The 26,049-nt window shown below is 72.8% G+C and carries 15 protein-coding genes, 1 tRNA gene and 1 riboswitch; of the genes, 7 read left to right on the top strand and 9 right to left on the bottom strand.

All coding sequences use genetic code 11. The annotated features are described in order from the left end of the window. Positions 1 to 384: 384 nt before the first annotated feature. On the bottom strand, positions 385 to 951 hold the full coding sequence (locus ACIOGX_RS15210) for a MarR family transcriptional regulator (RefSeq protein ID WP_356509408.1): 567 nt from the start codon (positions 949 to 951) through the stop codon (positions 385 to 387). A gap of 142 nt (positions 952 to 1,093) precedes the next feature. On the opposite strand from ACIOGX_RS15210, the gene ACIOGX_RS15205 reads away from it, so the two are divergent. Next, entirely contained in the window at positions 1,094 to 2,395 is a 1,302-nt protein-coding gene (locus ACIOGX_RS15205) for an MFS transporter (RefSeq protein WP_401913442.1), read from the top strand. Positions 2,396 to 2,451: 56 nt separating this feature from the next. Here ACIOGX_RS15205 and ACIOGX_RS15200 read toward each other — a convergent pair whose 3' ends face one another. Both ACIOGX_RS15200 and ACIOGX_RS15195 read right to left on the bottom strand, forming a co-directional pair. Further along, positions 2,452 to 4,242 (bottom strand): SpoIIE family protein phosphatase, encoded by a 1,791-nt coding sequence (locus tag ACIOGX_RS15200; RefSeq protein WP_401913336.1) that lies wholly within the window; start codon positions 4,240 to 4,242, stop codon positions 2,452 to 2,454. 183 nt (positions 4,243 to 4,425) lie between these two features. After that, positions 4,426 to 5,814, bottom strand: coding sequence for an FAD-dependent oxidoreductase (locus ACIOGX_RS15195; RefSeq protein ID WP_356509404.1), 1,389 nt, complete (start codon positions 5,812 to 5,814; stop codon positions 4,426 to 4,428). Between the two features lie 333 nt (positions 5,815 to 6,147). Here ACIOGX_RS15195 and ACIOGX_RS15190 point away from each other — a divergent pair, with 333 nt between their 5' ends. Together ACIOGX_RS15190 and ACIOGX_RS15185 are read left to right on the top strand one after the other, a co-directional pair. Continuing rightward, positions 6,148 to 7,053 carry a TetR/AcrR family transcriptional regulator gene (locus ACIOGX_RS15190; protein ID WP_401913333.1) on the top strand — a complete coding sequence of 302 codons (906 nt, stop codon included), beginning with the start codon at positions 6,148 to 6,150 and terminating at the stop codon, positions 7,051 to 7,053. A 243-nt stretch (positions 7,054 to 7,296) separates the two neighbouring features. Further along, complete coding sequence (locus ACIOGX_RS15185) at positions 7,297 to 9,570, top strand: sigma-70 family RNA polymerase sigma factor (protein WP_401913330.1); 2,274 nt, start codon at positions 7,297 to 7,299, stop codon at positions 9,568 to 9,570. 71 nt (positions 9,571 to 9,641) lie between these two features. Here ACIOGX_RS15185 and ACIOGX_RS15180 read toward each other — a convergent pair whose 3' ends face one another. Both ACIOGX_RS15180 and ACIOGX_RS15175 read right to left on the bottom strand, forming a co-directional pair. Beyond that, positions 9,642 to 13,319, bottom strand: a complete 3,678-nt coding sequence (locus ACIOGX_RS15180) for an AfsR/SARP family transcriptional regulator (RefSeq protein WP_401913327.1) — start codon at positions 13,317 to 13,319, stop codon at positions 9,642 to 9,644. 259 nt (positions 13,320 to 13,578) lie between these two features. Further along, the gene (locus ACIOGX_RS15175) at positions 13,579 to 15,687 is read right to left on the bottom strand and encodes an asparagine synthase-related protein (protein ID WP_356509397.1); all 2,109 of its coding nucleotides are present in this window, start codon (positions 15,685 to 15,687) and stop codon (positions 13,579 to 13,581) included. Positions 15,688 to 16,269: 582 nt separating this feature from the next. On the opposite strand from ACIOGX_RS15175, the gene ACIOGX_RS15170 reads away from it, so the two are divergent. From ACIOGX_RS15170 to ACIOGX_RS15155, 4 genes are all read left to right on the top strand, one after another. Then, positions 16,270 to 17,748: an MFS transporter gene (locus tag ACIOGX_RS15170; protein ID WP_129769960.1), complete on the top strand. Its 1,479-nt coding sequence runs from the start codon at positions 16,270 to 16,272 to the stop codon at positions 17,746 to 17,748. Between the two features lie 128 nt (positions 17,749 to 17,876). Next, the gene (gene lhgO, locus ACIOGX_RS15165; RefSeq protein ID WP_356509394.1) at positions 17,877 to 19,100 is read left to right on the top strand and encodes an L-2-hydroxyglutarate oxidase; all 1,224 of its coding nucleotides are present in this window, start codon (positions 17,877 to 17,879) and stop codon (positions 19,098 to 19,100) included. Positions 19,101 to 19,209: 109 nt separating this feature from the next. Next, positions 19,210 to 19,968, top strand: coding sequence for a tRNA (guanosine(46)-N7)-methyltransferase TrmB (gene trmB / locus ACIOGX_RS15160; RefSeq protein WP_401766145.1), 759 nt, complete (start codon positions 19,210 to 19,212; stop codon positions 19,966 to 19,968). Between the two features lie 130 nt (positions 19,969 to 20,098). Then, positions 20,099 to 21,439 (top strand): PrsW family intramembrane metalloprotease, encoded by a 1,341-nt coding sequence (locus ACIOGX_RS15155; protein WP_356509392.1) that lies wholly within the window; start codon positions 20,099 to 20,101, stop codon positions 21,437 to 21,439. Between the two features lie 117 nt (positions 21,440 to 21,556). Here ACIOGX_RS15155 and ACIOGX_RS15150 read toward each other — a convergent pair whose 3' ends face one another. From ACIOGX_RS15150 to ACIOGX_RS15135, 4 genes are all read right to left on the bottom strand, one after another. After that, the gene (locus ACIOGX_RS15150; protein ID WP_401913322.1) at positions 21,557 to 22,501 is read right to left on the bottom strand and encodes an aldo/keto reductase; all 945 of its coding nucleotides are present in this window, start codon (positions 22,499 to 22,501) and stop codon (positions 21,557 to 21,559) included. 190 nt (positions 22,502 to 22,691) lie between these two features. Next, entirely contained in the window at positions 22,692 to 23,717 is a 1,026-nt protein-coding gene (locus tag ACIOGX_RS15145) for a M23 family metallopeptidase (RefSeq protein ID WP_401913319.1), read from the bottom strand. Positions 23,718 to 23,728: 11 nt separating this feature from the next. Next, positions 23,729 to 23,882: riboswitch (cyclic di-AMP (ydaO/yuaA leader) on the bottom strand. Between the two features lie 397 nt (positions 23,883 to 24,279). Further along, positions 24,280 to 25,467, bottom strand: a complete 1,188-nt coding sequence (locus ACIOGX_RS15140; RefSeq protein ID WP_383965662.1) for a PP2C family protein-serine/threonine phosphatase — start codon at positions 25,465 to 25,467, stop codon at positions 24,280 to 24,282. Positions 25,468 to 25,922: 455 nt separating this feature from the next. Next, positions 25,923 to 25,996: transfer RNA gene (locus tag ACIOGX_RS15135), tRNA-Met, on the bottom strand. Positions 25,997 to 26,049 lie beyond the last annotated feature (53 nt).

Here is a 26,049-nt window from a genome sequence, read left to right as displayed (position 1 = left end):
CGTCGGAGCGGGGCCGCCTTCCAGTTTTCCGCTTTCGCGTTTCCCTTTCCGGCGATTCCGACTCTATCAGATCCTTTCGGGCCTGATTCCCAGTCGAAGTGGGCTTGTCATCCCGGCTGTTGGACCGTTCCGACGTCCCAGACTCTAGCGGATTCCGCAGACGACTCATAATCGAGTCTTCGAAATTAATTTCGGCATGCCGAAATTCATCCCGGCTGGGAGATCGTGCTGAGTTTGGGTGCCGCTGCTGCGGCGGGATTGGCTGTCGCAGAACCGTTCCGGCCCCGTGACAACTCGAAGAACCTTACGGACCGGCCAGGGGCCTGTCAAACCAACCCCGCCCCAGCCTCAACCCCCGCACCCCCGCCCGCATCCGCCCCTGTCCTAGTCCAGGTCCGTCAGGCGCCCGCCCGCGTCCGGCTGGGCGTGTTCCACGCGGCGCAGGAGGCGGATCAGCATCTCGCCGAGGACTCCGCGTTCGTCCCCTGACAGGTCCTGGAGCAGCTCCTCCTCGAACTCGGAGGCCATCCTCATCGCGGCGAGCCACTTCGTACGGCCCTCGTCCGTCAGCTCCACGATCACGCGGACGCGGTTGTTCTCGTCGCGGTCGCGGGTGACCAGGCCCTCGCCCGCCATGCGGTCGATGCGGTGGGTCATGGCGGCCGGCGTGAGGCCGAGGCGCTTGGCGAGTTCGCCGGGGCCCAGGCGATAGGGGGCTCCGGCGAGCACGAGGGTCTTGAGGACCTCCCACTCGGCGTTGCTGATACCGAGGTCGGAGACCTGCCTGCCGTACGCCACCTGCATACGGCGGTTCAGCCGGCCGAGCGCCGAGACGATCTGCTCGACCTGGGGGTCGAGATCCCGGAACTCGCGCTGATAGGCGGCGATCTGCTCGTCGAGGCTCGGCTCCTGGGGGCCGGGCGTACCGGGTTTCTCGGGGGTGTCGGACATCGGGGCAGTATGCCACGCATCTCTGTTGGCGTTGAAGTCCTTCGATGTGTATTGTTAAGACCCTAACTTTAGCTTTGAAGTCTTGAGACTTCAGTTCTTCGAGTTCTTCGATCCTCTGAGGCAGGTGAGTGTGACCAGGGCGATGGGCGCTGCGATGCGCCGGATCCAGGCAGGGAACGCGCTGAGTGCGTTCGGGCTGGGGTTCACGGTTCCGTACCTCTATGTGTATGTGGCTCAGGTACGGGACCTGGGCGCGGGTACGGCCGGTGCCGTGCTGGCGGTCTTCGCCATGGCGGCACTGGTCGTCCTGCCGTTCACCGGCCGGGTCATCGACCGGCGCGGGCCGCTGCCCGTGCTGGTGGGGGGCGCGGTGCTGGCGTCCGTGGGCGCGCTGGCCATGGGGGTGTCCGGGAGCGTCCCGGCGACCGTGCTGTCGGCCACGCTTCTCGGTGCCGGTACGGCCGTCATGCAGCCGGCCCTGGCCACGATGATCGTCTGGTGCTCGTCGCCCACGACACGGACGCGGGCGTTCGCGACGCAGTTCTTCCTGGCGAACCTGGGGCTCGGGGTCGGCGGGCTGATCGGCGGGCAGCTCGTCGACGAGAGCAGGCCGGGGAGCTTCATGCTGCTGTTCTCCATCGAGGCCGTGATGTTCCTCGTCCTGGCGGGCATCGCCCTGACCGTCCGGCTGCCCCGGCCGGTCGCCCTCGCGGGTGCCGTACCCCAGGACGCCGGTGCCGGCGGTCGGGGTGGCGGGATGCGGGCGCTGCTGAGCCACCGGGCCATGCTCCAGCTGTGTGTGCTGGGGTTCGTGCTGTTCTTCGCCTGCTACGGGCAGTTCGAGTCGGGGCTCGCCGCCTACGGCACCGAGGCGGCCGGAATCGATCCGTCGACGCTCGGGATCGCGCTGGCCGCCAACACGGCGGTGATCGTGATCGCGCAGTTCGTGGTGTTGCGGCTGGTGGAGCGCCGCAAGCGCAGCCGGGTGATCGCGGCCGTCGGGCTGATCTGGGCTCTCGCCTGGGTCATCGCGGGGTACGCGGGGCTCGGGCACGGCGGTCAGATGGTGGCGACGGTCGCCTTCATCTCGACGTACGCGCTGTTCGGGCTCGGTGAGGCGATGCTGTCGCCGACCGTGGCCCCGCTGGTGGCCGATCTGGCCCCGGCGTCGATGGTCGGGCAGTACAACTCGGCGTTCGCGCTGGTCAAGCAGCTCGCCCTGGCGGTCGGTCCTGCCGTGGGCGGTCCCATGGGGGCCGCGCTGCACGGCCCGTACATCGTGACGTTCGTGCTGTTCTCGCTCGGCATCACCGTGCTGGCCCTCCGGCTGGGGCGGCAGCTCACCCCCGTACAGAACCAGCCCTCGCTCGCGTCCGCCTCACGCGTGGTCGTCCGGCACCAGCCCGAGACCGGGCCCGAGGCCGCCCTGGCGCCGTCGCGCTGACCCCTCTCCGGCGCTGACCCCTCTCCGGTGGAGGGCCCTCTCTGGTGGAGGGGCGGTCAGTGCGGCAGTGCGAACTCGCACCACACCGCCTTGCCGCCGCCCGGCGTACGGCGTGATCCCCAGGACGAGGCGATCGTCGCGACGATCGAGATTCCGCGGCCCGCCTCGTCCGCCGGTTCGGCGCGGCGGCGGCGCGGCAGATGGTCGTCCCCGTCCGTCACCTCGATGATCAGCCGACGGTCGGTACGGCGGAGTCTGAGACGCATGGGCGGCGTGCCGTGCTGCAAGGAATTCGCCACCAGTTCGCTGGTGGCCAGCACGCCCAGATCGCGCAGCTCGACGGGGAAGCGCCAGGAGGCGAGCACCCCCATCGCGAAGGCGCGGGCGCGCGGGGCCGCCTCGATGCCGCCGAGCAGATCGAGCGCGGCGTTGTGGAACAGCTCCGCGTCCGGGCCGGTGCGGGAGGGGTGTTGCAGGACGAGCACCGCGACATCGTCGTCATGGTCGGCCGTGACGCCCTGGGAGCGGATCAGCCGGTCGCAGACGACCTGGGGCGAACCCTTCGCGCCGGAGAGCGCACGTTCCAGGGAGGCGACGCCCTCGTCGATGTCCTCGCCGCGCCGCTCGACCAGGCCGTCCGTGTAGAGGACGGCCGTGGAGCCGGGCGGGAGCGGGATGGAGCCGGAGGAGTGCAGCCAGCCGCCGGTGCCGAGCGGCGGGCCCGTCGGGTCCGCCGCGCGCTGGACCGAGCCGTCCTCCGCCCGTACCAGGATCGGGAGATGGCCGGCGGACGCGTAGACGAGCCGCCCCTCGTTGGGGTCGTGGACGGCGTAGACGCAGGTGGCGATCTGGCTGGCGTCGATCTCCGCGGCGAGTCCGTCGAGCAGTTGGAGCACTTCGTGCGGCGGGAGATCGAGCCGCGCGTAGGCGCGGACGGCCGTACGCAGCTGGCCCATGACGGCGGCGGCACGCACGCCACGGCCCATGACGTCGCCGATGACCAGGGCCGTACGCCCGGCGCCGAGCGTGATCACGTCGTACCAGTCGCCGCCGACCGCCGCGTCCTCGCCGCCCGGCTGGTAGGTGGCGGCGACGCGCAGATCGTCGGGCTGCTCCAGCTCCTGCGGGAGCAGGGAGCGCTGGAGGGTGACCGCGGTCCGGCGGTGTCCGCGCTCGCTGGTGCGAAGGCGGTCGGCCGCCTCGGCGTGGTCGGTGACATCGGCGGCGAAGACGAGGACGCCGCCGGAGCCCTGGCAGTCGACCGGGGTGCACGTGACGGTGTACGAGCCTTCCTGGGCGCCGCTGTCGGCCTGTTCCCTGCCCTGTCCCTTGGCCGCCTGCCCCTTGGCCGCCTGCCCCTTGGCCGCTTGTCCCTTGGCCGCTTGTCCCTTGGCGGTCTGCTCCTTGCCGTGCTCCCTGGCCTGATCCTTCTGCCGGCCGCGGACCTGGACCTTGCGTGACTTGACCGTGCGCGGCTTTCCGCTCCGGAGCACCTGGTCGAGCAGCGGGAACAGCCCCAGCTCCGCCAGTTCGGGGCAGCTCGCGGCGGCCGTGGCACCGAGCCGGCGCGGGCCGAAGGCGGCGGCGTACGCGTCGTTCACATACGCCACGCGGTGCTCGGGGCCGTACAGCAGGGCGACCAGGGCGGGCAGTCCGCCGAGGATCTCCCGCAGGGAGAGGTCTTCGAGGGCGGGAACGTCCGTCACAGGTTCCGGGTCGGGGTCGGGGTCGGGGTCGGGCCGCTGCTCGTACTCACCACGGGCCGCGGGCACGGAACCGCGGCCCGTTCGCCCGGCGGCGCGGCGTTGCGTACCGGGGAGCCGGGCGCTCCAACGCGTGAAGTTCACGGAATCTCAGGCCTCATGGTGTCGATGTGCTGTTCGTCTTGGCCGGGCTGGTCGAGCCGGGGCAGGTCGTCGGGGCCGGATTGCGCCGAGCGGGCCGGATCACTCTCTGTGCAGATGTGAACCCACCTATGGTCACACGTCCAGTGTGGCCGACCGCACTGACCACGAGGCCAGTCGCGTCTTCTACGTGTCCTTGGGGCGTTCGGGACGTTCGCCTCCTGCGGCGAGTTCGAATTCGGCGCGCGGGTGCTCCAGCGAACCGAGGGAGACGATCTCCCGTTTGAAGAGCCCGGAAAGGGTCCATTCCGCGAGGACGCGGGCCTTCCTGTTGAAGGTGGGGACGCGGCTGAGGTGGTACACGCGGTGCATCAGCCAGGCCGGATAGCCCTTGAGCTTACGGCCGTAGACATGCGCCACACCCTTGTGGAGACCGAGGGAAGCGACCGAGCCCGCGTAGGCGTGACGGTAGTCCTGAAGGGGTTCGCCGCGCAGGGAAGCGACGATGTTCTCGGCGAGGACCTTGGCCTGGCGCAGCGCGTGCTGGGCGTTGGGCGCGCACTCCGTGCCGGGCTCGTCCGCCGTCAGATCGGGGACGGCCGCCGCGTCGCCGGCCGCCCAGGCGTGCTCGACGCCGTCGACGGAGAGCTTCGCCGTACAGCGGAGGCGGCCCCGTTCGTTCAGCGGCAGATCGGCGGCGGCGAGGATCGGGTGCGGTTTGACGCCGGCGGTCCAGACGACCGTACGGGTACGGAAGCGGGCGCCGTCGCTCAGTACGGCGACCCGGTCCTCGCAGGACTCCAGGCGGGTGTCGAGCCGTACGTCGATATTGCGGGCGCGCAGCTCGCGCACGGCGTATGTGCCCATCTCCTCGCCGACCTCGGGAAGGATCTTGCCGGTGGCCTCGACGAGGATCCACTTCATGTCGTCGGCCTTGATGTTGTGGTAGTACCGCGAGGCATAGCGCGCCATGTCCTCCAGTTCGGCGAGCGCCTCGACGCCCGCGTATCCGCCGCCGACGAAGACGAAGGTCAGAGCGGCGTCGCGGATCGCGGGGTCGCGGGTGGAGGAGGCGATGTCCATCTGCTCGATGACGTGGTTGCGCAGCCCGATGGCCTCCTCGACGGTCTTGAAGCCGATGCCGTGGTCGGCCAGACCGGGGATGGGGAGGGTACGGGAGACGGAGCCCGGCGCGAGGACGAGTTCGTCGTAGGTGAACTCGACCGTGCCGGTTCCCTCCTCCTCTGAGCCGAGGGTCCGCAGGGTGGCGGTGCGCTTGGCGTGGTCGATGGCCGTGGCCTCGCCGATGAGGATCGTGCAGCCGGGCAGCACCCGCCGGAGCGGGACCACGACATGGCGGGGGGAGATGTTTCCGGCCGCCGCCTCCGGCAGGAACGGCTGATACGTCATATATGGGTCGGGCGACACCACGACGACTTCGGCCTCGCCGCTCTTCAGCTTCTGCTGGAGACGCAGCGCGGTGTACATCCCGACATAGCCGCCGCCGACCACGAGAACGCGCGTGGCGGGCGAGGGAGCGGGGGTCGTCCCCCGGGAGTTCTCAGCCTTCACCATCCCATGACGCAACGGGCCCCGGTGTTTGTCCACAGGCGCGACAGATTGTGTGACGGGAGGCCGTTCGCGGTCCCGCGCGGGAAAAAGCGCGGGGATTGCCGGAGGAACGCAGGTCAGCGCGGGCGCGGGCGGGGGTGGGAGGGGGGTGAATCAGGCACCTTCCGGTCCTTGCTCCGATCGGGGGGCGCTCCGTGCGGAACCACCCCCTTCTGAATTGACCCGGGCTCAACTATGTTCGTACCTCGTCGGGGTGTCCGGCTCGTGACTGGACCGCGACCTCGGCTGTCAGGGCGGGGAGTCTCCGGGGGGAGACATCATTACCGGGGGAACGCTATGCACATTCAGGATTCGCATCGGCAGGCTGCCGTCGTTTCGGACGACGGCGGAAGAACGAGCACGACAGCGGACAGGGCAGGCGCGGCGGGCACAGTAGGTGCCGCCGTGGGCACGGCAGGTACAGGTGGAAGCGGAGGGCCGGGGTCCGCGGTGACGGGTTCCGGAGGACCGGGGTCCGGGGTGCCGGGGTCCGGAGGGCCGGGCCGTTCGGCGCCGCTCCGCGTGGACGCACAGCGCAATCTGGAGCATGTACTGCGGGCGGCTCGCGAGGTGTTCGGCGAGCTGGGGTACGGGGCGCCGATGGAGGATGTGGCGCGCCGGGCCAGGGTCGGGGTCGGTACGGTCTACCGGCGGTTCCCGAGCAAGGACGTACTGGTCAGGCGGATAGCCGAGGAGGAGACGTCCCGGCTGACGGACCAGGCGCGTACGGCACTGGGGCAGGAGGACGAGCCATGGTCGGCTCTCTCCCGCTTCCTGCGCACCTCGGTGGCGTCGGGCGCGGGACGGCTGCTGCCTCCGCAGGTGCTGCGGGTGGGCGCGGACGCCGAGGACGAGTCGGCGGGACGAGTCGCGCCGGACGCGGTGGCGGGACGAGTCGCGCAGGACGAGGCACGGGTGCCGCAGCAGCGGCAGGCCGGCCGGCCCGAGCTGCGGGTGGTCGGACAGCGGCTGTCGGCGGAGGACCTGGACGACCCGGGCGCCGTTGAACTGCTGGAGGTCGTCGGGCAACTGGTGGAGCGGGCGCGGGCGGCGGGTGAGCTGCGGGGCGATGTGACCGTGGCCGATGTGCTGCTGGTGATAGCCACGCCCGCTCCCGCGCTGCCGGACGCCGCGCATCAGGCGGCGGCCTCGGCTCGGCTGCTGGACATCCTGCTGGAGGGGCTGCGGTCCCGGCCCGCGTGAGGCGACATCCGTACGTCCGGTCACGAGGGTCTGTCCGGCCCTCGTGACCGTCCTCTCCTGCCTCGAACAGGCTTACCGATAAACGCCCTTGATCCTTCCCCGAAAGGGTGAAGATTAAAGCGATCGTCTGGGAAACCGCCCCGGATGAGTGGTTGCCGGGCACGAAGGCCCCGGGCGGCGCGGCGCGCTGTGGCACGCTGGCCCGGTGTTCGGGTCAGAGGGGTGCGTACGGGGGCTTCCGCGATGAAGGGTGACGGACGGGACAAGCCGCTTCGAGGCGGCGGAACCGGCGGCGCTACGGAGGGCGGTACGGGACCCGAAGGGACGTCCGCACGGCAGGTGCCGAGCCAGGGCGGCCCCAAAAGGACTCCGAAGCCCGGGAGTTCGGGAGGGCGCGCGGATCGCGGTGGTCCGGGTGTCCCGAGTGGTCCGGGTGGTCCAGGTGTCCTGAGTGGTCCGGGTGGTCCGGGTGGTCCGAGTGGTCCGAGTGTTCCGGGCCGTTCAGATGGTTCGGGCGCCGGGGCCAGTGCGCCGCGTCCGTCGACCGGTGGCGCCGTCGGTCCGGCCGGTGCGAACGGGCCCACGGAGGCGGAGACCAGCGTGCCCCCGCAGCGTGAACGGAGCAGCGGTTCTTCCGTGGAGCAGCCCGCAGAACCGGTCGCGGATCGGTCCGTCGATCAGCCGACACTCGAACTGCCCGCTGCCGGGCGGCCCCTGTCGGACGCCGATCTGATCCAGCGGATGCGGGACGGCGACGACCACGCGTACGAGGAGCTGTTCCGCAGGCACGCGCAATCGGTGCGCCGTTACGCCCGCTCCTGCTGCCGTGACGCGCATACCGCCGAAGACCTGACGGCCGAGGTGTTCGCCCGTACCTTGCAGGCGGTACGGGGCGGGGCCGGGCCCGAGCAGGCGGTGCGCGCCTATCTGATGACGACCGTACGGCGCGTGGCCGCTTCCTGGGCGAAGTCCGCGAAACGGGAGCAACTGGTCGAGGACTTCGCGGTGTTCGCGGCGCAGGCCGTGCGCGCCTCCGAGGTCTCGGACGCGGACGCCCTCGATCTGGGCGCGGACGTCCTGGCGATGCGCGAGGCCGAGCAGTCCATGGCCATGCAGGCGTTCCGCAGCCTGCCCGAGCGCTGGCAGGCCGTGCTCTGGCACACCACGGTGGAGGAGGAGTCGCCGAGCGAGGTCGCGCCGCTCTTCGGGCTGTCCGCCAATGCCACGGCCGTGCTGGCCAGCCGGGCGCGCGAAGGTCTCAAGCAGGCGTATCTACAGGCCCATGTGAACTCCGCGCTCATCGCGGAGGGCGACTGTTCCCGGTACGCGGACCGGCTCGGGGCGTATGCGCGCGGCGGGCTGCGGATGCGTGCCGAACGCGGGCTGCGCAAGCATCTGGACGAGTGCGTCAAGTGCCGCCTCGCGGCGGGTGAGCTGGCCCAGTTCAACGCCGAGATCCCGGCCCTGGTGGTCCTGCCGATCGCGGTGATCGGCTGGTTCGCCGCCGGCTACTCGCTGAAGGCGGCCGGGATCGTGGCGGGCGCCGCCGTGGGCGCGACGGGCGCCGGTGCCGCCGCTGCCGCGACCGGCGCCTCGGGAGGCGCCGCCGCCGGAGCGTCCGGCGGGGCAGCCGGCGGAGCCGCGGGCGGGGCAGCCGGTGGGGCAGCGGGCGGGGCCGCTGGTGGCGCGGGCGGTGGAGCCGTCGCGGCCGAGGGGCTCGGCGCCCCGGCGAAGGCCGGCATCGGCGGCCTGGTGGCCGTCGCCGCGGCGGCCGGTCTCGTCTTCGCGCTGGCGAACAACTCCGAACCCGACCGGCCCCCCAAAGCCAAGCCGCCGGTCGCGCAGCCCCTCGTACCGCAGAAACCGTCCCCGTCGCCCGAGCCGCCGGAAACGGCCGCGCCCAAGCCGCCCCCGCCCGCGCCGACGCCCACCGCCCGGCCCAGCGAGAAGCCCTCCCCCTCGCCGAAGCCCACTCCGTCACGGACCCCCGCCCCGAAGCCGCCGCCCAAGCCCGAACCGGAACCGGAACCACCGGCGCCGCCCGCGCCGAAGCCGCCCCCCAGCCCGAAGCCGCCCCCGGCCCCGGCCGACTTCCAGGTGAACCAACTGGCGTTCGGCCCCCTCGGCGACGGTTCCAAACCGGAGGTACGGCTCGGCGCGAGTGGCTGGCTCTGGCAGCGGTCGGGCGTGTCGATCGGCGGCACCCGCTACGGCCATGGCGTGACCATGCACTCCGCCTCGTCGGTCACCATCGATCTCAACCGGAGCTGCTCCCGCTACGCGGCCCTGGTCGGCGTGGACGATCTCACGATGGGGCTCGGTTCCGTGCGCTTCTCGCTGTACGGCGACGGGACGCGGCTCTGGCGCTCGCCCGTGCTGAGCGGGGGCGACGCCGCCGTACCCGTGGATGTGGGGATCGCCGGGCGGAAGACCATCCGGCTGGTGGTCGAGCCGCATACGCCGTTCGACGTGGTGGCGCTCGCCGACTGGGCGCGGTCCCGGATCAGCTGCCGCTGACGGCTCGGCGCCCTGACGAGCGCCCGGACCACCGCCCCCCGGACCAGCGCCCCCGGACCAGCGCGCGGCTGCTAGCCGTCGGCCCGGTTCTCCCCGTCGGCCCGGTCCCGTCCCTCCGGCCGTCCGTGGCGCTCGTCGGGCCGTCCGTGGCGCTCGGGCTCCTGGGCCTGGAGGGGCGGCGGGGCCGGCGCGTGGCCGGGCAGCTCCAGCAGTTCGGCGACCTGGGCGGGGGTGAGGACACGTCCGGCCTCGTGCTCCGCCTCGTACTCGCGCGCGCCCAGCTCCGCGCGGGCGCGCGTCTCGACCCGCCGGGCCTCGGTCAGCTCCGGTACGGAGCGCGGGCAGCCCGCCCGCCATGTCCCGGCGGCGGCCAGGATCCGCACGGCGACGCGGGGATCACCGGCGAGCAGCACCACCGGGGCCGCCATCTCGGCGAGCTGGGCGACGATCGCGTCCGTCAGCCCGCTCTTCCTCGCCGCACGCAGCACGGCCGCCAGCGCACGGGCCGCGGCCACCGGCCCCTTCGTCTCGTACGCGGCGATCCGCGCGTCCAGCGCGCAGACCACCGCGGCGAAGAGCGGGGGTGGTGTGCCGCGCTCGCTCTCGGACCTCGCCTCGTCCAGCAGCAGTCTGGCCCGGGAGACCTCGCCCCGGTCCAGGGCGAAGACCGCCCGCATGAAGGGGACGACGGCGCGGGCGTCCTGGACCTGATGGCGCTCGGCCTCCTCGGCGGCGCGGTCGAGTCTTCTCTCCGCGGCGGCCGTGTCACCGGCGCGGTACGCCAGCTCGGCCAGGCGCGCGAGCAGCAAAGGCGCCTCGGCGTGCGCCCCCACCTCGCGGGCGAACCGCAGCGCTTCCTCGTACGCGCACCGCGCCTCCTCGTACCGTCCGCGCGCCATGCCCGCCTCGCCGACGGCGCTCGCCACCTGGGCACGCATCCAGCGGTCGCCGACGCGTCGGCTCAGCTCGCGCAGCTCGGCCAGGTCCTGATCGACGCCCTCCAGTCCGCCGGGCATGTCGACGACCATGTGCGTACGGCCCATCAGCAGCACGCCCGTCTCCCAGTCACCGCCGTACGCACGGCAGTTGGCGATGGACGCGTCCATCGCGGCGCGGATGTCCAGCTTCTCGTCGCTGCCGTGGACGATCAGTCCCCAGAGGAGCCCGGGGAAGCGGGCGGACTGCGGACCCGGTCTGCCGAAGACCTCGCGGATCCGCCGGATGAGTTCCCGGTGGTGCGGGTCGGTGCGGAGCTTCTCGGTCTGGCCGCTCTCACCGGCGAGAAAGACCCGGAGCACCTGGAGCTGCATCCGGGGCCAGTACCGGGGGTCGTCGGGGCCGGCCGGTTCGGGGCCGAGGCCGAGCGCGCACTCCACCCAGGCGAGGCCCTCGGTGCGGTGGTTGCGCAGCCACCAGAACCAGCCCGTGGCGAAGACCAGCCGCAGCGTCGTCTCCTCGTCGCCCGCCAGGACGCCTCGGTGCAGGGCGGCCCGGATGTTGTCGAGGTCGATCTCCAGGCGGCGGATCCAGGGGAGTTGCTCCCCGGAGCGCAGCCGGGGCTCGGCCTCCTCGGCGAGAGCGGTGAAGTACGCGGTGTGCGCGCGCTCGGCGGCGGACCGTACGGCAGGTGTCTCGGCGGCACGTTCCGTGGCGTACTCGTGGATGGTCTCCAGGAGGCGGTAGCGCATCGCGCCGCCGGGGCCGGGGGCCGGGGTGGCGACGACGAGGGACTTGTCGACCAGCGCGCCCAGCAGACCGGGGACATCGGGGGCGTCGGGGGCACGGGGCGAGTCGGGGGACGCTCGGCCGGAGGACCCGGGGAACGCGCCGGGCGACGCGCGGCCCGGCAGGGCGCCCACCGCGCCCACCGCGCCGCCCGCGCCCACCACGCCGCCCGCCGTCCTGCCGGAGGGCACGCCCGCCCCTCCGCCGCACACGCCCTCGGCCGCCGTCAGATCCCAGCCGCCCGCGAAGACGGACACCTCGCGCAGGACCGTACGCTCCCGCTCGTCCAGCAGGTCCCAGGACCAGTCGACGACCGCGCGCAGCGTCTGCTGGCGTGGCAGAACCGTCCGGCTCCCGCTGGTCAGCAGCCGGAAACGGTCATCGAGCCGGTCCGCGATCTGACGCGGAGTCAGCATCCGCAACCGCGCCGCCGCCAGCTCGATCGCCAGCGGCAGACCGTCAAGACGACGACAGATCTCCGCCACCGCCGCCGGATCCCCCGCCGCGTCGAACCCCGGCCACACCGCACGAGCCCGCTCCGCGAACAAACGATGCGCCGGATCCGGCGGCAACGGCTCCACCGGCCGCACCGACTCCCCCGGCACCCCCAACGGCTCACGACTGGTGGCGAGGATACGGAGGCCGGGGCAGTGGGTGAGCAGTGTCTCGGCGAGGGCGGCGGCGGCGCCGATCACATGCTCGCAGTTGTCGAGGACGAGAAGCGTGCCGCTGCGGGCGAGATGTTCGATGAGCCGGGCGGTCGGATCGTTCTGGGCGGGGCGGCCGTCGCGGGCGGCGAGCTGGGTCTCGCGCAGTCCGAGCGCGCTCAGTACGGCGCCGGGGACGGCGGAGGGATGCTCCAGCGGGGCCAGTTCGACGAGCCAGGCGTTCCGGGGCGCGGACTCCTCGGCGAGGCGCGTCTTGCCGGAACCGCCGGGGCCGGTGAGGGTGACGAGGCGGGAGCGGCGCAGATCGGCACGGATGGTGTGGAGTTCGCGCTCCCGGCCGACGAACGAGGTCAGACGGGGGCGCAGATTGCCGGGCGGCTCGCGGCTGTCCCCGGCGGGCGCGGGCGCACGGCCGGCGAGATCGGCGACGACGGAGACGTCGGCGGCCACGGGGATGTCCGCGGCCACGGGGATGTCGGCGGCCACGGGGATGTCCGCGGCCACGGGGATGTCGGCGGCCACCGGGATGTCCGCGGCCAGAGGGATGTCGGCGACCAGCCGCATGTCGGCGACATCAGAGACATCGGCGGCGGCCCGGAGGGCGGGGTCGTCCGCCGTCCGTGAGGCGGTGCCCGCTCCGGTGGCCGCCAGCAACTCCCTTTGCAGCGAGGTCAGTTCGGGACCGGGGTCGACGCCGAGCCCGTCGGCCAGGACGCGGCGCGTGTCCTCGTACGCCGCGAGCGCGTCGGCCTGCCGGCCCTCCGCCCACAGGGCCCGGATGAGCTGCGCCCTGAACGGCTCGTCGTACGGGTGGTCCGCGGCCAGCTCCCTCAGCTCCGGTACGAGCGTGGCCGTGGCGCCCCGGCGCAGATCGGCCTCGATGCGCTGCTGGAGGGCGGCCAGCCGCTGGGCCTCGGGCCGTACGCCGCGGTCCCGGTCGGGCAGATCGGCGAGCGCCGCCCCACGCCAGAGCGCGAGCGCCGCGCGCAGGGTGTGGGCGGCGCTCCGCGGATCGCCCGCGTCGAGCCGCTCCGCCCCCTCGCGCGTGAGCCGCTCGAAGACGTACAGATCGATGTCGTCCGGCACGGCCGCGAGCCGGTAGCCGCCGGGGACCGAATCGATCGCCTCCTTGCCGAGGACGCGCCGGAGCCGCCCGACGAGCGCCTGGAGCGCGGCGGGCGCGTCCAGCGGCGGCTCGCCGCCCCACACCTCGTCCACCAGCTCCCCGACGGCGACGGGCCTGCCGGGGCGCAGCGCGAGCGCGGCGAGGAGCGCCCGCAGCCGGGGTCCGCCCAGCGGCAGGCTCCCGCCGTGTCCGTCACGTACCTCCGTGACGCCAAGGATGAGATACCGCACGCGGCCCATTGTGACCGCAGGGTCTGACAACGGCTGACGGGTTCTCCCGGAGCGGCGCCGCCTCAGCGGGAGACGCCTGCCACAAGGCGGAAGACGCCTGACACGGACCTGACACAGACCTCTGCCGCGCCCCCGGCGCCGCCCCGCCCCCGGCGCCGCCCCGCGCCCGCCCCCGGCGCCTCGCCCGGCCCCGCGCCGCCTCGCCCGGCTACCGATGCGGCGCCCTTACTCGTACAGCGCCCCTACTGGTGCGGCGCCCCTACTGGTGCAGCGTCGGCCGTGGGATCACGCCGCCCGCCACCGCGCGCTGGCGCGGCGCCGCCGTCCCCGTCCAGCAGGTGCCGCGCCGGGACAGCAGCCGCCGCAGCCACAGCTCCGTGGAGACCAGGTCCGCGATCCCGTCCAGGGGCACCGGCTCGCCCTCGGCCGCCGCGCGCAGCGCCTTGCGTACGACCCGGGCCTCCACCAGGCCCGCGTCCGCGAGCAGCGGTGCGTCGAAGAGGTCGATCAGCTCGCCGATCGCCGCGCGCAGGCCCACGCGCGTCGCGGCGGCGGCGCCGTCCCGGGAGGTGGCGCCCCAGCCCGGCGGCAGGTCGTGGATACCGGCCCCGGCGAGGACCGTACGGAGCACATCCGCGCGGGCGCCCGGCTGGACCCGCAGCGCCTCGGGCAGATCGCGGCAGGCCCGTACCACCTGGTTGTCGAGGAACGGGGCGTGCAGCCGCTGGCTGCGGATCTCCGCGGCCTGCTCGAAGACGCGGTGGTCGGCGGCGTGGCGCGCGAGCGCGGCGCGGGCGCGGGCCTCGCCGGGGCGCTGTACGGAGGTGGGCCGGGTCGACGCCGACATCAGGCGAACCGATACTTCCGCGAGCGCCTCCCCCGTCAGCCAGCGGGCGGCGGGGCCGGGCCTGGACCAGGTGAGGGCGGCCAGCGACGCCCCCAGCGGGCTGATCGCGGCGGCGGTCAGCACCCCTCTGTTGGCCTCGGGGAGCCGGGCGGCGGCCTCTTCGAGACCGGTGCGGTACGGCGTACGCGCCAGCCGGCGGGCCGCCCGGTAGACGGTCAGCGGGATGAACAGCGAGGCCGGTGAGGGGCCTTCGGCCCTGGCGAGCGCGCTGACCGGGTGCAGGAGATGGCGTCTGCGCCGGTCGAGCAGGAGATCGGCCAGGCGCGCCGGATGCGCGTCGAGCACCTCGCGGGCGCCGGCCCCGGTGAAGTGGTCGGCGCTGCCCGCGGCGAGCCTGCGGCGGTGCCGCTCCGCGGTGACGAGGGACGGCCCCGGTTCGTCGGTGAGCGGGCCCTCCAACTCGGCGTACGGCAGGGCCTCCTCACCGCCCGCGACGACGACGTGGTGCAGCCGCGGGTTGGCGGCGATGACGCGGGCCCGTTCCAGTTCGGCTTCGTCACGGCCGCCCGCGGACAGATCGTTGAAGGTGACGGCGAGCAGCCGCTCCCCCGCGCCGGTGCCGTGCCCCAGGATCGTGCCCGGCGCCCCGGGCAGCCCGGCGGCGAGCAGCGCGAGGGTGCCGGAGGCGCTGCCGCCCGACAGGTCGGCGCCGATGCCGGGGACGGGCCCGCCCCGGGCGGCGCGCCGGTCCGCGGGCCCCATGCCGGGTACGGGCCCGGGATCGGGCGGCAGGGTCTCGGGGGCGTGGCGCGGCGCCAGCAGCCTGGCGCGTACGGCTTCGATGAGCGCGTCCCGTACGCCCTCCACGGCGCGGTCCGGGTCGCGCTGGGGCCCCGCGACGGCGAGGGAGGCGACCGGCTCGTATCCGGTGATCTCGCGCGAGCCCTCGCGCAGGACGAGCGCGTGTCCCGGCGGGATGCGTTTGACGCCGTCGTACGGGGTGGTGTCGCGCAGCGCCTCCGGGGTCTCGGGGCAGGCCAGGAGCGCGGCCAGATGTCCGATGTCGAGCTGCGCCTCGATGAGATCGGCGAGCGGCAGGGCGGCGGTGGCGTACGCCGTGCCGTTCGCCCACGGCGTGTAGAAGACGGGCCGGGCCCCGGCCAGGTCGCCGGCGACGGTGATGCGGCGGCCGATCTGGGCGACGGCCGTGTAACTGCCGGGCCAGGCGGTGAGATGGCGCAGGGCGCCGCCGCGCGCGGCGAACAGCCCGACCCGCAGCTCCTCGTCGGTGGCCCCGCAGCAGCCGAGCACGGCGAGCCGGGTGAAGGGATCGACGGTGACGACCCTGACCTCGTCGGGCCGCCAGTCGCCCACGGCCCACAGCGGATCCGGGTCGCCCCACAGGAGCTGGGATCCGACGGGATGCACGCTGCCGCTCTCGGAGCCGTCACCGACCGGGCCGACGGCCCCTGCCGTACCGAAACGCGCGGCGATACTGCTCCATCCCACCAACCAGCGCATCGCCGCCTCCACAGCCTGTGGACAAGTCCAGACCAAGCTGGAAACGCTTGAGCTGAAGCCGTTCGGGAACATGCTGCCATGACAACAGCGCACAGGAGGGCCTACGGAAGCGCGGGTGGGAATGCGAATGCGCCCCTGGCATTGGCCATTTGGCGGAGATGTGGCGCTCCGCGGACAGACAGCATTCAGCCAATCTCCGGACCCGGCGTGTCAGTTGGACGCCGGTAAACGTTCAGTCCGGGAGGCGTGTCCCGCCTCCCGGACTGATCCACCGCCCGCGGGGATTGGGGCGGCGGGATCCCCCAGCCCACTGGTTCCAGTACGCAGTGGGCCGACCCACGCAGGACTCATGGAAGCGCTCCCGCTCCGCCGGGGCCAAGAGCGCACGGCCGGGCGCGCGCTGCACGGCCGGAGCACGGCGTGCCGCCCGGGGGCGTGCGGCGCGATCATCGCACGGACAACAATCCCGCCATCCGGAACTCCGCCCCTTAACGGTCGGGATGTGGCGAACTACGCTGGGTTTACGAATGCCGCGCGCCTATGCCGCGAAGCGGCGGGCGTCTGTGTGCCGAGGGGTGACGCATGTCCAGAGAGCTACGCGGGCCGAACGAAAAGCTCGGAACCGTTCTCGCCCTCGCGGGAATCAGCAACGCCGGCCTCGCCCGGCGGGTCAACGACCTCGGGGCGCAACGCGGCCTGACACTCCGCTACGACAAGACCTCCGTGGCGCGATGGGTGTCGAAGGGGATGGTTCCGCAGGGTGCGGCGCCCCATCTCATCGCCGCCGCCATCGGAGCGAAGCTGGGACGTCCCGTCCCACTCCATGAGATCGGTCTCGCGGACGCCGACCCGGCCCCCGAGGTCGGGCTCGCCTTCCCGCGCGACGTGGGGGAGGCGGTGCGCGCGGCGACGGAGCTGTACCGGCTGGACCTCGCGGGCCGCCGCGCGGGCAGCGGCGGCATCTGGCAGTCGCTGGCCGGATCCTTCGCAGTGAGCGCTTACGCCACACCCGCTTCCCGGTGGCTGATAACACCCGCCGACTCCTCGGTCGCCCGTGACGCGGCGGTCGCGGAGGCGGCGCAGGGAGCGCATGGCGGGAGCGGGGGGGCCGTCGATGCCTCGGGAACAGGCGAGGTCACGCCGCTGCGCGTGGGCCACAGCGATGTGGCCAAGCTGCGGGAGGCGGCCTCGGACGCCCGGCGCTGGGACTCCAAGTACGGCGGCGGGGACTGGCGTTCGTCGATGGTGCCCGAGTGTCTGCGGGTCGACGCGGCGCCGCTGCTCCTCGGCGCGTACAGCGACGAGGTGGGCCGGGGGCTCTTCGGGGCCACCGCCGAACTGACCAGGCTGGCCGGCTGGATGGCCTTCGACACCGGCCAGCAGGAGGCCGCGCAGCGCTACTACATCCAGGCGCTGCGGCTGGCCCGCGCCGCCGCCGACGTACCGCTCGGCGGTTATGTGCTGGCCTCCATGTCGCTCCAGGCGACCTACCGCGGCTTCGCGGACGAGGGCGTGGATCTCGCCCAGGCGGCGCTGGAGCGCAACCGCGGTCTCGCCACCGCCCGCACGATGAGCTTCTTCCGGCTGGTGGAGGCGCGCGCGCACGCGAAGGCGGGCGACGCGGTCGCGGCCGGGGCCGCGCTGAAGGCGGCGGAGGGCTGGCTGGAGCGCTCCCGGGACGGCGACGCCGATCCGTCGTGGCTGGGCTTCTACTCGTACGACCGGTTCGCGGCCGACGCCGCCGAGTGCTACCGCGACCTGAAGGCACCGCGCCAGGTACGGCAGTTCACGGAGCAGGCGCTGTCCCGGCCGACGGAGGAGTTCGTACGCTCGCACGGCTTACGTCTGGTGGTGAGCGCCGTCGCCGAGCTGGAGTCGGGCAATCTGGACGCGGCCTGCGCGGCCGGCACGCGGGCCGTGGAAGTGGCGAACCGAATCTCCTCCGCGCGTACCACGGAGTACGTACGGGATCTGCTGCACCGCCTGGAGCCGTACGGGGACGAGCCCCGGGTGGTGGAGCTGCGGGAGCGCGCGCGGCCCCTGCTGGTGGCGCCCGCCTGATCCCGGGCACCCGGCCGGGACCTGTCCGCGAGGCATGACACACATGTCCACCGGTCAACGGTTCGATCGCGGTGGTTTAAGCGCGTCTCCGGCGGGCCAGTGCACTATCGGGGTGGGAGGTGGCGCGCATGAGCGGACGCGGACGCGTGGGTTTCGACTGCGAGGTGCTGGTGATCGGCGGCGGGATCGTCGGTCTCTCGACGGCGTACGCGATCACGCGCGCCGCTCCGGGCACCAGGGTCGTCGTGCTGGAGAAGGAGCCGGGCCCCGCCCGCCACCAGACGGGCCACAACAGCGGGGTGATCCACAGCGGCGTCTACTACCGCCCCGGCTCGCTCAAGGCGCGGTACGCGGTGCGCGGCTCCGCCGAGATGGTCAAGTTCTGCGCGGAGTACGGCATCGCGCACGAGGTCACGGGCAAGCTGATCGTCGCGACGCGGCGCGACGAGCTGCCCCGGCTGCACGCCCTGGTCCAGCGCGGCAGGGAGAACGGCATTCCGGTGCGGGAGCTGGGCCCGGCGCAGATCACGGAGTACGAACCCCAGGTGCGCGGTCTCGCGGCGATCCAGGTCGGTACGACCGGGGTGTGCGACTTCGTCGCGGTCGCCGAGCAGCTCGCCGAGTCGGCCGGGGCGGCGGGCGCGTCCGTACGGTACGGATCCGAGGTCACGGCCATCGACCGGCGCCCCTGGGGCGTCGCGGTCCGTACGGCCGCCGGCGCGGTGGTCAGGGCGCGGGCCCTGGTGAACTGCGCGGGGCTCCAGTGCGACCAGGTGGCACGGCTCGCGGGCGACGACCCGGGGATGCGGATCGTGCCGTTCCGGGGCGAGTACTACGAGCTGGCCAGGCCGGATCTCGTACGGGGCCTGGTCTATCCGGTGCCCGACCCGGCGTTCCCGTTCCTGGGCGTGCATCTGACCCGCTCCATCGACGGCGGGGTCCACGTCGGGCCGAACGCGGTCCTGGCGCTGGCCCGCGAGGGCTACACCTGGTCGGACGTACACCCCGGCGAGCTGGCGGCCACCCTCAGCTGGCCCGGCTCGTGGCGCACGGCGCGCAAGCACTGGCGGTACGGCGCCGGTGAGCTGCACCGTTCGCTCTCGAAGCGCGCCTTCGCGACGGCCGTACGGCGGCTGCTCCCGGCGGTCACGGACGCGGACCTGCGCCCGGCGGCGGCCGGCGTACGGGCCCAGGCGGTGCTGCGCGACGGCACGCTCGCGGACGACTTCCTGATCCGGCAGACCCCGCGCACGGTGCATGTCCTGAACGCCCCGTCCCCGGCGGCGACCGCCTCGCTGCCCATCGGCCGGGAGGTCGCGCGGCGGGTGCTGGCGGGGCTGGCGGAGGACTGAGCCGCGGGCGTCTCCCAGGATCCGGGCATCCCAGGGCTCGGGGCTCGGGGCTCCCTGGCAGGATCCGGGCCTCCGTAGAATCGGAGGCACTGTGAACGAGACGAACGAGATGGCCGAGAACCGCACCATGAGCCGGATGTTTCCCGAAGGCACGGGCCCCGCGGCCGACCCCGCCGGATCCCACTTCGAGCGGCGCATCCGCAGCTTCCAGCCGCGCCGGAGCCGCGTCACCACCGGCCAGGCCGAGGCCCTGCGGCGGATGTGGGCCGACTGGGGCATGGACATCGACGGGCAGCGGGTTCTCGACCCGGACGAGATGTTCGGCGGGCTGCCGGTCGTGCTGGAGATCGGTTTCGGGATGGGCGAGGCAACGGCGCGCATGGCCGCCGCCGACCCGGGCACCGGCATCCTCGCCGTCGATGTGCACACCCCTGGCCAGGGGAATCTGCTCCGGCTCGCGGAGGAGAACGGTCTGGCCAACATCCGGGTGGCCAACGGCGACGCGATCATCCTGCTCAGGGAGATGCTGCCGGCCGAGTCACTGGCCGGGCTGCGGATCTACTTCCCCGACCCCTGGCCCAAGAAGCGGCACCACAAGCGGCGGCTGATCCAGCGGGAGTTCCTCACGCTCGCCGCGGGCCGGCTGAAGCCGGGGGCCGTGCTGCACTGCGCGACCGACTGGGAGCCGTACGCCGAGCAGATGCTGGCGGAGCTGACCGCGCACCCGGACTTCGAGAACACCCAGCGGGACGGCGGTTACGCGCCACGGCCCGGCTTCCGTCCGCTGACCCGGTTCGAGGGGCAGGGGCTCGACAAGGGCCATGTCGTGCACGACCTGCTGTTCCGCCGCGTACCCGGGCTCGCGTGAGCCACGTACCCCGGCTCACGTAAGCCACGGACCCGGGCTCACGGTTAGCCACGGACCCGGGCTCGCGTCACCCGAGGCGGTGACGCGGGCACCATCGCCAGGTGTCAGTGCCCCTCGTTAGGGTCATTGGGTGTCAGAACCGTCCCCGCAGCCGCCCGGTCCGCGTCCGGCGATCCCCGTCTACGAGCGCCAGCAGCGGCTCGGTGAGCTGTGGGCCGCCGTGCCGGAGCCCGCCCGCAGGCGCTACCGGCCGCGCCGCGCGTTCTGGCGCCGCCGCGCGGTACGGGTGGGGGCCGTGATCACGGTGCTCGTCCTCTGCGCTCTGGTGATCCTCGCCCTCGTCCGGGACCAGACCGGCACGCAGGGCTTCCTGGTGGGCCTCGGTCTGGCCGTCCTGCCCGTGCCGCTGCTCATCACGGCCTTCCGCTGGCTGGACCGGGTCGAGCCGGGCCCCTGGCGCAATCTGGTCTTCGCCCTGGCATGGGGTGCCTTCGCCGCCGCCCTCGTCGCGATCATCGCGAACTCGTTCGCGACCGAGTGGATAGCCACCGCCACCGCCGACCCGGCGGGCGCGGAATCGCTCGGTGCCACGGTGATAGCCCCCGTCGTGGAGGAGAGCGCCAAGGCCGGCGCGATCCTGCTGATCTTCCTCTTCCGCAGACGGGCCTTCACCGGGCTCGTCGACGGCGTCGTGATCGCGGGGTTCAGCGCCACGGGCTTCGCCTTCACCGAGAACATCCTCTATCTCGGCAGCGCCTTCGGCGAGGACCAGCACCTGGGCAACTCCGGCCTGGCTTCCGTCACGGCCGCGACCTTCTTCGTCCGCGTCGTCATGTCACCGTTCGCCCATCCGCTCTTCACCGTGCTCACCGGCATCGGCTTCGGGCTGGCGGCGACGGCGGCCCGCCGCCAGAGGATGCGCCGGTTCGCCCTGCCGCTGCTCGGTCTGGCCCTGGCGATGGGCCTGCACGCGCTGTGGAACGGATCGGGGGCGGTCTTCGGCCCGTACGGCTTCTATGTGGTGTACGGGGTGTTCATGGTGCCGGTCTTCGCCCTGCTCACCTGGCTGGCGATCTGGAGCCGCCAGCGCGAGCTGCGCACGATCGGGTCCGAGCTTCCCGCGTACGCCGCGGCCGGCTGGCTGACCCCGGCCGCGCCCCTCGCGCTCTCCTCCATGCGGGCGCGCACCATGGCGCGTGACTTCGCGGGCCGTACGCACGGCCCGCGGGCGGCCAGATCGGTCGGCGAGTACGAGGCGTTCGCGACGTCCCTGGCGTTTCTGCGCCACCGGGCCCACCGCGGGGCGGTGGGCCCGGACTTCGTCGAGCGCGAGCAGGAGCTGCTGCACCATCTGTGGCAGCGCAGGGAGATAGCCGGGCCCGCGCTGACCTATGCGGCGCGGGCCACCGGCCGGGTGCGGGTGCCGCCGCCGTACATCGACTACGACGGCTACAACCCGTACCGCCAATGAGCAACCTGACCAATGAGCAACCCGGCCAGTGAGAAGCCTGGCCGGTGAGAAGCCCGGCCAGTGAGAAGCCTGGCCGGTGAGAAGCCCGGCCGGTGAGGAACCTGCCGGACGAGGGCCTCAGGCGGAGGCCGTCGTGAGCTCCGCCAGCTCCTCCGCCGTCAGCTCAAGGGTGGCCGCCGCCAGCAGCGCGGGCAGCTGCTCGGTCGTACGCGCGGACGCGAGCGGTGCGACCACGGTCGACTGCGCCGCCAGCCAGGCCAGCGCGACGGTCGCGACCTCGGCGCCCCGCGCCCCGGCGATCCGGTCCAGCGCGGTCAGGACCTTGGTGCCCCGCTCGGACTCCAGATACGCGGCCGCGCGGTCGGCACGGGGGCTGTCGACCGTGGTCCCGGGACGGTACTTGCCGGTGAGGAAGCCCGAGGCCAGCGCGAAGTACGGCACGGCCGAGAGGCCATGACGCCGGACGGTGTCCTCCAGCTCGCCCTCGTACGTGTCCCGCGAGACCAGGTTGTAGTGCGGCTGGAGCGCCACATAGCGGGCCAGCCCCTCGCGCTCCGCGAAGGCGAGCGAGGCGGCCAGCCGCTCCGCGCTGATGTTGGAGGCGCCGAGCGCGCGGACCTTGCCGGCCTTCACCAGCTGGTCGAGAGCGGTGACGATCTCCTCGACCGGGACCTCGGGGTCGTCGAAGTGCGTGTAGTAGAGGTCGATGTAGTCCGTACGGAGCCGGCGCAGCGACTCCTCGACGCCGGACTTGATGGTGGCCGCCCGGAGCCCCTTGTACTGCGGGTGCCCGCCGACCTTGGTCGCGACCAGCACCTCGGAGCGGTTGCCGCGCGAGGCGATCCAGTTGCCGATGACGGTCTCGGATTCACCGCCCTGGTGGCCCGGCACCCATGCGGAGTACAGGTCGGCGGTGTCGATGAAGTTCCCGCCCGCGGCGGCGTACGCGTCGAGGACGGCGAACGAGGCCGTCTCGTCGGCGGTCCAGCCGAAGACATTGCCGCCGAGGGCGAGCGGGAAGACGTGCAGATCGGAAGAGCCCAGTGGGCGCAGAGCGGTCATAGGCGGCTGCAACTCCCCGAGGAAGCCGCCCTATTCCGCTCCGCGCACCGATATGGGCCGTATGGGGGAATACCCGCGGGAAAATTCCCACGGGCCCGCTGGTCCGCGGACCGGAAAGCCTGCGGGCCCGCTGGTCCACGCGCCCGCGGGCCCGTGGAGAAGGCCGGTGGAGACCCCGTGGAGGCGAGGTCTACGGGTTGAGGCCCTTGCCGCGCAGCCAGCTCATCGGGTCGATGCCCGAGCCGCCCGGCGTGTGGACTTCGAGGTGCAGATGGGCGCCGGTCACGTTGCCGGTCGCGCCGACCCTGCCGATGACCTCGCCGGTGCTGACCTTCTGCCCGGCGCTCACGCTGATCGAGGACTGGTGGGCGTACCAGATCTCCGTGCCGTCGTCGAGCTCCAGGACCGTGCGGTATCCGTACGAGCCGGACCAGCCGGCCGACGTGACGGTGCCGCTGTGCACGGCCTTGAGCGGGGTGCCCGTCGGCGCGGCGAAGTCCAGGCCGGTGTGCTGGCCGGAGGACCACAGCGAGCCGGCCTGACCGTAGGTCGAGGTGATCGTGTACGAGGAGGTGGGGATCGCGTAGCTGGCGGCCAGCTTGGCCAGCCGTTCCTTCTCCGCCTTGGCCTTGGCCTCCGCCTCGGCCTTCTTCTTCGCCTCTTCGATCTTCTTCTCGGCCTCGGTCTGCTGCTTCTTGGCCTCGGCCGCGGCCTTCTCGGCCGCCGCCGACTCCGCAGCTGCCTTCTGCGCCGCGTCGGCGCCGGTCTGCTGCGCCTCGGCCTGCTGGAGGATACGGGCGCGCAGCGCCTCTCCCGCGTCGGTGGCGCCCTGTTCGGTGTCCGAGGCGGTGAGCCCGGCGGTGGTGAGCGGGGCGGCGAGCACCTCGGAGTCGGAGTCGTCCGAGGCGAGCGAGCCCATTCCCGGCAGCGACTTGGCGTCCGGGAGATTGTCCGCGATCGCGTCGGGCAGGGATATGGAGACCGCGGGCTTGTCCTGAGCGGTGGCGATGCCGCCCGCGCCGACGGCGGCGATGACGCCCACGCCGAGGACGGTGGAGCTACGGGCCAGTCCGCGCTGCTTGGCGACGCGGTGCCGGCCGCGTACGGGCCGTATGGACTCCTCGGTGGGATTCCATTCCCCCCATGCCCTGTCCGGCGCGTCGCCGTGGGAGCGCGTTTCGAAGAGGGCTTCGGGGGCAGGCTTGTTGGACGCCACTGAGGCGTACTCCTTTCCTTCCTTCTCGCCTACCGGGTTAGCTGACGGGTTCGGAGCAGGAAGGTCTCCTACGAGTGCTCCCACCGCACAAGGCGGCACAAGACACCCGATTCACCCCAATTGGTGGTTCCCCGGTTCCCTTGCGGGATTCGGCGCGTGCGCACGGTGCCATCTCTTGCGACGGCTGGGACGACCGCGCTGCGTTATCGAACGTTAATAGAGACCCGGGCCTTATTCCAAGCTGTTCCGGGTGATCGTTAACGACTTCGCATCGGACGTACCGGGACAGACGGGAACGCAATCGGACGAGTTGATGGCCCGTCAGGACGGCTGGCTTTTCTGACGGTGTGTCAAATGTTATGCGGAGGGATACCTCTCGACTACGGACGGTGGCGAGGCGTCCGGCCGGGCTCATCCGTCCGGCGACCGGGGCGATCCGCCCGGCGATCCGGGGCGATCCGTCCAGTGACCTGTCCATCGATCCGTCCCGCGATCTGTCCATCGATCCATCCGGCGATCAGCTGACGATCAGGCGGCGATCAGGTGACGGCTCCCGGCCGTCTCACGGCACCAGGGGCATGGTCATACGCCGCTCCGGCTCACCCTCCGAGGGCCGGCTGACCGCCAGCAGCGCCATGTCGTCCTGGCTCCCGCCGCCCGTGTGCCGTCGCACGTCGTCGATGAGCGCCTGGAGCATCTCGTCGGGCCCCTGGAAGACCCGTCCGTCGAGCCGTTCGCGCGGGACGTAGAAGACCCCGTGGGCATCGCGCGCCTCGGTCAGCCCGTCCGTGTAGAAGAGCAGCGTCGCGCCTTCCGGATACGGGGCCTGCTCGGCGCGGTCCGGCCACGTACCCAGTTCGCTCATCCCGAGCGGCAGCGCGGGATCCGTCGAGACGAGCATCCGCACCTCACCGTCGCCGCACATCAGCAGCGGCTCGGGGTGGCCGCGGTTGACCAGCCGCACCACACCCTCGTCGTGCGGGATCTCGGCGAGTACGGCCGTCGTGAACCCCTCGAAGACATCGAGCGCGTCCTGCCGCGTCCCCTCCCGCCTGAGGGCCCGCTCCAGCCGCTGCGCGACCGCCTCCAGCGAACTCTCCTGCTCGGCGGCCTCCCGGAAGGACCCGATGACCACCGCCACCGCTTCGACCGCGTCCAGCCCCTTCCCCCGTACGTCCCCGACCACCAGCCGCACCCCGTACGGCGTGTCCTGTACGGCGAAGAGGTCCCCGCCGATGAAGGCGCCCTCCTGCGCCGCCTCGTACCGCGCGGCGATCCGCAGCCCCCCGATCCGCTCGGCGGGTCTGGGCAGCACCGCGCGCTGGGCGGTCTCGGCGATGATCCGGGCGGAGGCCAGCCGCTCACCGCTGCGCCGCACGACACCGTTGATGTACAGCGCCAGCAGGGACACGACCACCACCGTCAGCACCTCGCTGATCGACTCCACCTGGAACTGGGTGTCCGCGTGGATGTGCAGCACCACCTCGGCGATCAGCGAGGCGAGGGCGATGACGAGCGTGCCGGCCATCGGATAGAACGGGGCGGCGACCAGCGGAGCCGCGGCGAAGAGAGGGGACGCGGTGACGCGCGTCGGGGTCACCAGGTCGAAGATCACCCCGGCGACGATCACCAGCACGGGCAGCACCCGCACCAGCCTGCGTCCGGTACGGCCGCGCCCTCCCGCATACCGGCCGCCGCCGCGGACGTTGTCGCCGGCCGTCCAGAAACCCGTTCCGCGACCGGACCAGATACCGCCGTCGTCAGCCGCCCGCCGGTCTGTGCCGCCGATGCCCTTTCCGAGCTTCCTCAGTCTCCACACCAGTGGTCTCCTGCCCGGTCCGCCGACTGCTGCGGACGGTGCCGCGCTCCACCAGGCTGGCCGCTGCCATCCTGGGTGGCGACTCGCCGTCCGCCGAGTGGGCTACGGCGAGCGGACCCGCCGGGCGGCCGATACTCCGGCGCGCCGGCTGGCCGGCGGACCCGATCAGTCGGTCGGCTGGCGCTCGGCGTACGCCCTCACGGCGTTCCGGTCGAGCACAGCCGTACCTTCACCGTACTTGTCATGGTCGACGGCGAAGCGTGCGTCGGCGAGGCGGAGCCGGGATCCGGGCCCGGCGCGGGCGGGACGGCAGCCGGTCCGGGCGCGCGGGCGGACACGACGAAGGCCCGGATTCACCAGGAATCCGGGCCTTCGTTTTCTTCCAGTAGCGGGGACAGGATTTGAACCTGCGACCTCTGGGTTATGAGCCCAGCGAGCTACCGAGCTGCTCCACCCCGCGCCGTTGAATGCAACTCTACGCCATCCGGAGCAAGATCATCACCACGCGGCGCA

The sequence above is a fragment of the Streptomyces sp. NPDC088147 genome (assembly GCF_044741565.1).
Taxonomy (GTDB): domain Bacteria; phylum Actinomycetota; class Actinomycetes; order Streptomycetales; family Streptomycetaceae; genus Streptomyces.
Note: the sequence above shows the minus strand (reverse complement) of the source record. Positions and strands in the feature narration are given on the sequence as shown.

Coding starts and splice junctions, on each gene's coding strand:
- ACIOGX_RS15210 (WP_356509408.1), bottom strand. CDS start 951: ATGTCCGACACCCCCGAGAAACCCGGTACGCCCGGCCCCCAGGAGCCG.
- ACIOGX_RS15205 (WP_401913442.1), top strand. CDS start 1,094: ATGGGCGCTGCGATGCGCCGGATCCAGGCAGGGAACGCGCTGAGTGCG.
- ACIOGX_RS15195 (WP_356509404.1), bottom strand. CDS start 5,814: ATGGTGAAGGCTGAGAACTCCCGGGGGACGACCCCCGCTCCCTCGCCC.
- ACIOGX_RS15190 (WP_401913333.1), top strand. CDS start 6,148: ATGCACATTCAGGATTCGCATCGGCAGGCTGCCGTCGTTTCGGACGAC.
- ACIOGX_RS15185 (WP_401913330.1), top strand. CDS start 7,297: ATGAAGGGTGACGGACGGGACAAGCCGCTTCGAGGCGGCGGAACCGGC.
- ACIOGX_RS15175 (WP_356509397.1), bottom strand. CDS start 15,687: ATGCGCTGGTTGGTGGGATGGAGCAGTATCGCCGCGCGTTTCGGTACG.
- ACIOGX_RS15170 (WP_129769960.1), top strand. CDS start 16,270: ATGTCCAGAGAGCTACGCGGGCCGAACGAAAAGCTCGGAACCGTTCTC.
- lhgO (WP_356509394.1), top strand. CDS start 17,877: ATGAGCGGACGCGGACGCGTGGGTTTCGACTGCGAGGTGCTGGTGATC.
- trmB (WP_401766145.1), top strand. CDS start 19,210: ATGGCCGAGAACCGCACCATGAGCCGGATGTTTCCCGAAGGCACGGGC.
- ACIOGX_RS15150 (WP_401913322.1), bottom strand. CDS start 22,501: ATGACCGCTCTGCGCCCACTGGGCTCTTCCGATCTGCACGTCTTCCCG.